This window comes from Pseudomonas sp. JV245A (assembly GCF_032424515.1).
Taxonomy (GTDB): Bacteria; Pseudomonadota; Gammaproteobacteria; order Pseudomonadales; family Pseudomonadaceae; genus Aquipseudomonas; species Aquipseudomonas protegens.
In genome coordinates this window covers 1-251 of sequence record NZ_VYKE01000648.1, presented here as the reverse complement: position 1 = coordinate 251, position 251 = coordinate 1, and the positions used below count along the sequence as shown (strand labels likewise).

The 251-nt window shown below is 64.9% G+C and carries 1 pseudogene; it reads left to right on the top strand.

Features of this window, described 5'->3' with window-relative positions:
* Positions 1 to 251 (top strand): annotated as a pseudogene (locus F6S12_RS33445) (nitrate ABC transporter substrate-binding protein); the annotation flags it as partial.

Sequence of the window (251 nt, the reverse complement as noted above, 5' to 3'; positions counted from 1 at the left end):
CGCCGGCAAGGTCGACGCCGCGGTGCTGCTCAGCGAGGCCTATGCCCTGGAAGACAAGGGCGTGGGCCGGATCATCTGGTCCACCAAGCAAGGGGCCAATGACTGGCGCCTGGTCTCCGACCTCTGGGGCACCGACAGTTTCATCGAGCAGCACCCGGAGGTTACCCAACTGCTGGCCACCGCCTGGGTCAAGGCCGCCTGGTGGATTTCCCAGGAACAGAACCAGGACGCCTACTACCAACTGTCCTCCC